We start from the raw sequence: 8,207 nt of genomic DNA on the forward strand, positions 1-8,207 counted from the left end.
CAAAGTGCCGGAAATGCCGCTGCGTAAGCGGATCTGGCAATGTCCTTTCTGCCGAGTCGAACATGACCGCGATATCAATGCGGCGATCAACATCCAGCGCAAGGGCATAACAGAATTACAGGCGGCGGGACTCGTCGTTTCTGCCCACGGAGGCCAGCGTCAATCCGTCATAAAGACGGTGGCGGCCTGAGAAGTGGGAAGCCTCGCCGTTTTTTACGGCGGGGAGCAGTCACTGAGTTTCATGCAAATCCTGCACCTGAAGGTAAACTTAATGTTATGCAAACGAACATCCCGGTTGCTTCTATTGGGCGTAGACAATTTACTTCAGGGGTAAAAAGTTACCTATCTAGAAATAACGCTGTTTTGTCTGATACTGTTGAGAACATCCCTCATGCAGGGTGCTGATTATATAGGTGACACTCATAGTGCAACCTCAAAATTTATAGAGACGATTGAATCACATAATCGACGCCTAATAAGGACGGATTAATAAGGTAAAAAAGCACAAATCTCCATTAATCAAACATAAAAATAGTCTTTTATAAAAAAATCTCGGGCAAATATTGTCAGGGATTTTTTTAATTTCAATGATCAAAAAATAACATTACAGCCCCAAATTAGTTTGATTTATGACCGACATCAGATGAATGATTCTAGATCGATATATTGGTTTTTACGTACCAATAAGTTTTTTCTATAAAAAAATAGCAATTATTGCATACAAAAATAACACAATATAAAACAATGGTATTTTTTACTAAAAAAATGTGGACACAGTTATATATTCTAAAATAAAGCGTAAATTCTATACCATTGGACTTAAAATCCACATTATGATGGATACCCCTACACCAAAGAGATAACTAACTATGTCAACAAATACAACATATCGTGTCGCCGCCGTTCAGGCGGCCCCCGTTTTCCTCGATCTTGAAGCCACCGTCGCAAAAACTATCACGTTAATTGAATTAGCCGCCAATAATGGCGCTAAGTTGATTGCTTTCCCTGAAACTTGGATTCCGGGCTATCCGTGGTTTATCTGGCTGGATTCCCCTCTCTGGGGCATGCAATTCGTCAAACAATATCACAACAATTCATTAATTATCGGTAGTCATCAATACCAACGTATTGAACAGGCCGCCGCCGATAATAATATTATGGTGGTGCTTGGTTTCAGCGAGAAAGATAAAGGCACTCTTTATATGTCCCAATCCATCATTGATCAGACCGGCAAGACATTATTAGCAAGGAGAAAATTAAAACCTACTCATGTAGAGAGAACGCTGTTTGGTGAAAGTGATGGCAGTGGCCTGAGCGTTGTCGAAACGCCTCTTGGTAAAGTTGGCGCCCTAAATTGCTGGGAACATATCCAACCTCTATCAAAATACGCGATGTTCGCCCAAGATGAACAAGTCCATATCGCTGCCTGGCCCAGTTTTTCTGTCTATAAAGGGCGTGTTCATGGCCTGTCCGGTGAAATGAATACGGCAGTAAGCAGCGTATATGCATTAGAAGGTCAATGTTTCTTCATTGGCGCTTGCGCTCTGGTTTCGCAAGAAATGATCGATATGATGTGCCAAACTGAAAAACATAAATCTCTGCTTGAAATAGGCGGAGGTTATGCCTGTATATACGGCCCCGACGGCAAGCAACTTGCCAAGCCATTACCCGAAAATGAAGAAGGGTTACTGTATGCAGATATCGATCTGAGTGCGATTACCTTAGCAAAAGCGGTCGCAGATCCTGCCGGGCACTATTCACGGCCTGATGTCACCTGCCTTCTTTTAGATAAAACCCGGCGTCAACCGGTTATCATGAAACAAGACTATTGCTGTGATAACGAAGTCTGTATTGAAAAAGAGAGCATCTGTGAGCCATTAGAGAAAGCGTCTACAGCGATTAATATCGATGCCAAATAATAACGGATAAAATCAGTTTATTTTAAATTTTGCAGCCGTGATTAAACTCCGTCATTCCCCAATGACACGGCTGCATTCCAATCAAAAATGTTTAATTATCATAATCCCCTCACAGTAATAACATTTCCCTTTCCATTTTTTTACAAATATGTACTATTCATACTGTTTACTATTCACTACCGAGTAACTTTAATAAACATCCCGTATTAGCTATAGAAGCCTTTCAACCTACCTATCAATGGATATATTGATTTACATTTAACCATATTATAAAAAACTATAAATAGATATTTATATATAGTTATACTAATTAATAATTTTATGATGTTATTAATTGATATTTGATATTAACCAAGATCAACTATAATCATCCTGCCTTACGATTGTGACTTTAAAATCAAAAAATAATATTTTTATATGAACAGTCATTTCTATAAATCAGATGGACGCAGTAGCTATATAGCTAAATAAATAATAAATTTAATCAACTTGGAGGATTATATGACAAATTCCGAATACGATATCGAAAATAAAAAAGAGAGCTATCATTCAATAGAAACAGAATATACTGTAGTCAATGGAAAATATTGGGAGTATAAGCGAGATAATAACAAAAATGAAGATAAGCCATTTATTTCCCTGCTGAAAGGCAATCAAGATTATCCAACTTGGATAACCTCTGATATTAAAGAAATGGCTCTATATATCATAGAAAACTTACTTTCTTATAATAAATACTCAACTAAATTACAACAGACTTTAAAACAAGCTGTGAACGCCGTTTTCAATGAATATTCTACAATAAAATATTCTGAGTTACTGAACAACATTAATAATATATTTAACCTTTTCTTTATAAAAAATTATAACAGCGCTGATATCGATACAGCAATTAATATCTTAATATCAAAGATAGAAATTCATGAAAAATTAGCAAACATAAATAAGGACAAAATCGATTCAGATAAAACTAAAGTCGATATATGGCAGGAGCTAGGTATCAATGCCGAAGAGCCTTTATTGAAAATATATCGTCAAGCATTCTCTACCGGAGATATTGATGATGAACTATATTCAGATGCATTGCTAACTTTTATGTCAGATGGCAATGTAGCATTAAGTGATAAAGAAAAATCAGATTATAATCAACGAATCAAAGATAAAGAAGATCTTTTCACATCCTATAAACAAGGAATCGAAAAGGTAATGAATTTAATTACCTTGAATAACATTAATCCAGGCGTACCGATTACTCACCCAGAAACAAATCAAAGTATTAATATTGGCTATGACATATTGTTAGCCCAATTAGCCAAAGAAGAGATAGTATTAAAAAGACAATATCGTACCGAGTATAACCAGCAAGATATTCTTGAATTGCAAACTCTACAAGCCGCTAAATATCATCTATTAGTCTTATCTTCATTAGGCGCCCTATTATATCAGGTTGCCCCTAAAGTCGGAAAAACAACTCAAGGTCATGGTGATTATCGAGATATCACTTTTGCCCAAAATCAGGCTGAATTATTATTTAAAAAATATAATATTCACTATGATACTGATCATGTTCTTTCCCAAGAATCAAAACATATTGAAATGGAAGGCTGTATTATTCTAACAGCAGCAATCATTTATCGAATGAGAAAAGAAAATGCTAATGTGGAGCAAGCATTTAAGTACTCTACATTAGAAACAATAAAATTATTTGAAAATGACAAGCAAACATTTAATCCTTTCAATAAAAATAACGTAAAGCCAGCAGGATACTTTTCTTTTATCGACTTCAAAAAGAGAGATAAATTTGATTCACAATATAATTTTAATGAGCAATTTAATGTTTATAAAAACAAATATAGTCATTATGAATCCATTTCACTCAGTAAATTAATACTTTCATCTCCGGCTGCGCAATTAACTGTTGAAGAAATTATTAACCCACCAGAAGAAGCCTTTCTCTATTCAGTCGAACAGGGTATGGGAAATGTCGCCATGATAAAAATGTATCAGGGGAATTGGTTGGTGGTCTCAACAATACAAGGAGGAGTGAAAGCCAAAAAATATTCCCAACAACAGGTTGATAGCCAGCCCACCTTACGTGCTATGTCGAAACCCGACGCACTATTTTTAATTGAGCGAAAAATTATGATAGGCATCGGAATATTTATGGAAAATCAAATAGTCAATACAGGAAAAAGACTATTTCCGATTGGCTATCAGCGGGCTAAAACCTTGAGTGGTTTCGCTGAAACAAGCAGATATAAATATTCTTACGACGCATTTTGGAATGATTATTATGATATAACTTCAGGCATGAATGTAGGAATTAGCTTCACAGGTTCAGCTAAATTTAATTTTTATAAAGAAGATAACTTACTTTCTGTTACTGAGAATATAGTGCAGAAAGGTCTAAACGATATCGCAATAAAAAGTAAACAAGCGCTGGATATTACTTCTGGTTGGCATATAGCGGCAACTATTCTTATTCCTTTCTACAATGTTATTTATAAAGCAACAACCGATAGTGAATATACATTAACGGGAGAAGATGTCGGTTCAATTATCTTTGATACAGCAAATGTACTATTAGTTGTTGCTACCCTGGGTATGTCGTTGACTGAATCAATGGCTGCAAAAGTCACACAAACCACATTGCGCCTCAGACAAGCGGGTCTGACCGGACGAGCGTTAATTACCGCTGTTATCAGGACATTACCAGAACATGGCGTAATCACCTTACGCCAATCTTCTCGCATTTTACTCGGTGGATTAATTGATTTAATCGAACCTTTACCGATCAGATCGACACTCACCTTAACTTACCGAGGAGTTGTCAGCGCAGTAGGTGCGATAAAAAATAGCATTAAACTTGAAAAAAGTTTCGCTGATATTTTTAGCAAAAGTACCATAGGGCTTGGCAAACTTAAAAATGAATGGAAAGTCAGCAATATTTCATTGGATAGAATGATACCTCATACAAATGAAGGAATATATAAAGGGATTTATTCAATACGCCCTGCCAGTGTGGAAACAACCGTTAAACAGAGCTACTATATAAAGGAATCTGGCGCTAATTATCAAGTCAAATGGGATGAAGCAAACCACACCTGGCGCGTAGCCAACCCAGCTTATCCCGAACAATTTAGTTACTGGCCTGCGGTGAAATTAGATAAAAATGGACATTGGGTTACTCATACCGATGTATCTAATAAATTTCTTATCCTGGAGCAAAGTAAAAAAATAGATCAGGAGCTTGAAGCGGCACGCAGTAATATTAATAACGATAAAATATTGGATGCATTTATTCATATCAATACCGCATTCAAAAATTATGAAAAATATGACATCGATAAACTGTCAAACATTATTGACACATTAAACCATTTCTTGGAAAAATCCCTCAAACTTGGAGATAAAGAAGCCCTATTCAACACAGAGATAGTGAATATCCAACAAGCCTGGATACGTGAAGTCACTTTACCATTACAAAACAATCTATTACCAAAAAACCTCAGTATTTCAGCTGAAAAAATTAATGCTATCAAAACCGAGCTGCCTTATTTATTAAGGGAAATCTATCCTATTGAAAATCAATTACCTAATGCATCAGCAATCAATAAAATCGCCCTTGCTATTGAAGAAATACCTGGCACACCGATGCCGAAATATTCTTCTGGTAATATCAAAAAAACAATACAATACACATCCGTAGAGCGTAACCGTGTCGATATTCCTCCTGTCGGGATCACAATAACAGGTAATGATCTATTTATTAATCGAGTCACTCACGTACTCGATGAAATAAGTGAAATCCCTGCTGGAAATATCGTTATTCAGGAACTTGAAAAACAGGGTTTAAATATCGAACCACCGAAGATGGATGCCATTGTACGAGAAAAAGATGGTCAATTTTATGCCCGTAATAGCGCCGGTAGCAGTATTGCCTTTGATCCAGATAATCATCTGATTGGCACAGAAGAAAAACTGACCGAAGAGCCTTGGCGTTCCCGTGAACCGGCTATCGCTTTATATCATGAGATGCTACATATCTATTATAATCGTAACCCAACATGGTTTACTTCTATCGATAATAAAATGATTGATAAGAAAGTCAGTGGCGGCTCTTCTTTGCTGGAAGAATCACGTATTGTGGGGACAAAATATTACGCCAACGATAAAAATACGTTATTTGATTTCAGTAACCCCGACTATTTATTGGAAAACAATTCGGCCTTGTTGACTGAAAATAGATTCAGAGCAGAATATGCTATATTCAAAGGCGAAAACGAGTATGTTATTCAACCTTATTATGGTAAAGGCGATAGCCAAATTCCATTGAAAAATGTCAAAATAAATATCAATGAATCACACCGTAATGTTATGGGTGTGGGCAGTGAAAAGCCTGAAAAAATGCCCGGCGAATCAGCTACTGATTTCCGAAATAGAGTGAGGGAATGGAGAAAAGCTAATAAAAAACCGGAAGAAAACATTGGATTAGGTGATATTAGAAAAACAAAAGCACAATTCAGAGTTGGACTTTTACAAAAAGAATATCCTCAATTTGAACCGCAAAAAATTGAGATCGGTGGTGCATTCGAATTATGGACAGTACCTAATGAGCCTGCGAATAGATTAATGCTGAGTTCACATGGCTATTTCTTCTCTGACAGCGCCGCGACACAAGTTCCTGCCGGGAAAACAATCCAATTTCTCGGCCCTCACGGTCAGACATTATTGGAATCACCGGAAAATCCATTAAACTCCCCTTTTGATGTCACACTAGGCAATAGCGGCTTTACGATACAACCTTATGCAACGATAGAATCAGGCAATAAAGCCGGTTCGGCCAGTGTGAAAATCGGTGATAAAACATTTACCGTTAACGATATTCAGAATATGGCTGCCAATGATATTGAAAATTATCTGCTAGCCACCGGAGTAGAAGCCAATACAATCAATCATGGCAGGGTAAGAAATTACGGTATCAAATATTATGAGAAAATGCCTGATGAGGAAGTGAAGGCGGCAATATGGAAAAATAGAGCGGACAGTACGAATATCAATAAGTATGACGCACTATTGATCAGCCCGGAAGCGGGAAATCGTAAAAAATTGTCCGATATTTTTACGCTGCTGAGAACCGACGAAAGGATGGCGAAATATGATGAAATCACCTTTGTCGCCTGTCGTGAAGAATTGAATAGAATAAATATGAAATCAGTACATGATACCGGCCTTGGCGGTGGTTATGAACCTAAATTTCAACCGACGGTAGTTCTTTCACGTTCAAAACGATCGGCGACACCCATGCCTGATGGAGCAATTATTTATTCCATTATTGCGGTAAATTTGCACTATAATCTCATAACAGAAAAAATCGTTGGTATAGCGCCTTTCCTGTTTATCGATAATTAAAAGGTTTTTTTGTATTACTTGAAACACTAAATTGAGGCGAGAAATGTTTTCTCGCCTCAGGATACTGACAAATCTTTGCACTTGATATAAGAACCCAGCCTTACTTCCGGCACCGTGAGGAGTAAGAAGAAGCACCCTACGATTTTGATATCTTATTTAGCCTACTACGTAGATCTGCGGGGGCAATATAATAAGTTGTTCGTTTTATTTTTATAGGAAGAAATATATTCATTGCCTCTAGCTCCCTAAGTAACTTTCTGGCTGTATTTTCACTAACATCATATACATTCTGAACCGATTTCACTTTAAACAATCTTCCGGGTTCTTTTACACCTTTTTTAATTAAATCTTTCTGAATGAAGGTTAGCTTACTTTTATACTTTGAATTTTCCAACACATCGACAATTTCATAAAATTCTTTTGTTTTTACTTTTAAATACTCTTGTAATTCATCAAATGCGTTTAGAATAACATTAATATTAAAATCGATAAAATAAGTTAAATCCCCATAATCCTTTTGAACATAAAGATATGACATACCATAGTCTTTAGCGTGCTCCTTGATAACCTTGCTTATTGAAATATATTCAAAAATATCATATCCATTCTTTAGCATATACCAATAAAATATTGCCCTTGCAGTTCTGCCATTCCCGTCTCTAAATGCATGTTCATACCCGATCATAAAATGCAGAATAATCGATTTTATTACTGGTGGTATAAACTTTCGGCCATCCTCTCCATTATGATTTTCGTTAGCAAAAACACATAATTCTTCTAACCTATTTTCTAATTCCTCATAGTTTGGCGGGTGAAATAATGGATTGTCATCATTTCCAATGTAGATATCATTACTGCATGTGACTGCTCCCCGCC

General features: G+C 36.4%; 4 protein-coding genes. 3 read left to right on the forward strand and 1 reads right to left on the reverse strand.

All coding sequences use genetic code 11. From position 1 onward, the window contains the following. The 3 genes from Phpb_RS27080 to Phpb_RS20660 all read left to right on the forward strand — a co-directional run. Positions 1-190: zinc ribbon domain-containing protein (locus Phpb_RS27080; protein WP_240492635.1), on the forward strand; the 190-nt coding region annotated here is incomplete at its 5' end. 679 nt (positions 191-869) lie between these two features. Beyond that, the gene (locus Phpb_RS20655) at positions 870-1,919 is read left to right on the forward strand and encodes a carbon-nitrogen hydrolase family protein (RefSeq protein ID WP_065391996.1); all 1,050 of its coding nucleotides are present in this window, start codon (positions 870-872) and stop codon (positions 1,917-1,919) included. A gap of 501 nt (positions 1,920-2,420) precedes the next feature. Further along, positions 2,421-7,331, forward strand: a complete 4,911-nt coding sequence (locus tag Phpb_RS20660) for a putative adhesin (protein WP_065391997.1) — start codon at positions 2,421-2,423, stop codon at positions 7,329-7,331. 136 nt (positions 7,332-7,467) lie between these two features. On the opposite strand, the gene Phpb_RS20665 is transcribed toward Phpb_RS20660, so the two are convergent. After that, the coding region (locus Phpb_RS20665) for a Fic family protein (RefSeq protein WP_131817533.1) at positions 7,468-8,207 on the reverse strand (740 nt) is incomplete at its 5' end.

The organism is Photorhabdus namnaonensis (assembly GCF_001684335.1).
GTDB classification, from domain to species: domain Bacteria; phylum Pseudomonadota; class Gammaproteobacteria; order Enterobacterales; family Enterobacteriaceae; genus Photorhabdus; species Photorhabdus namnaonensis.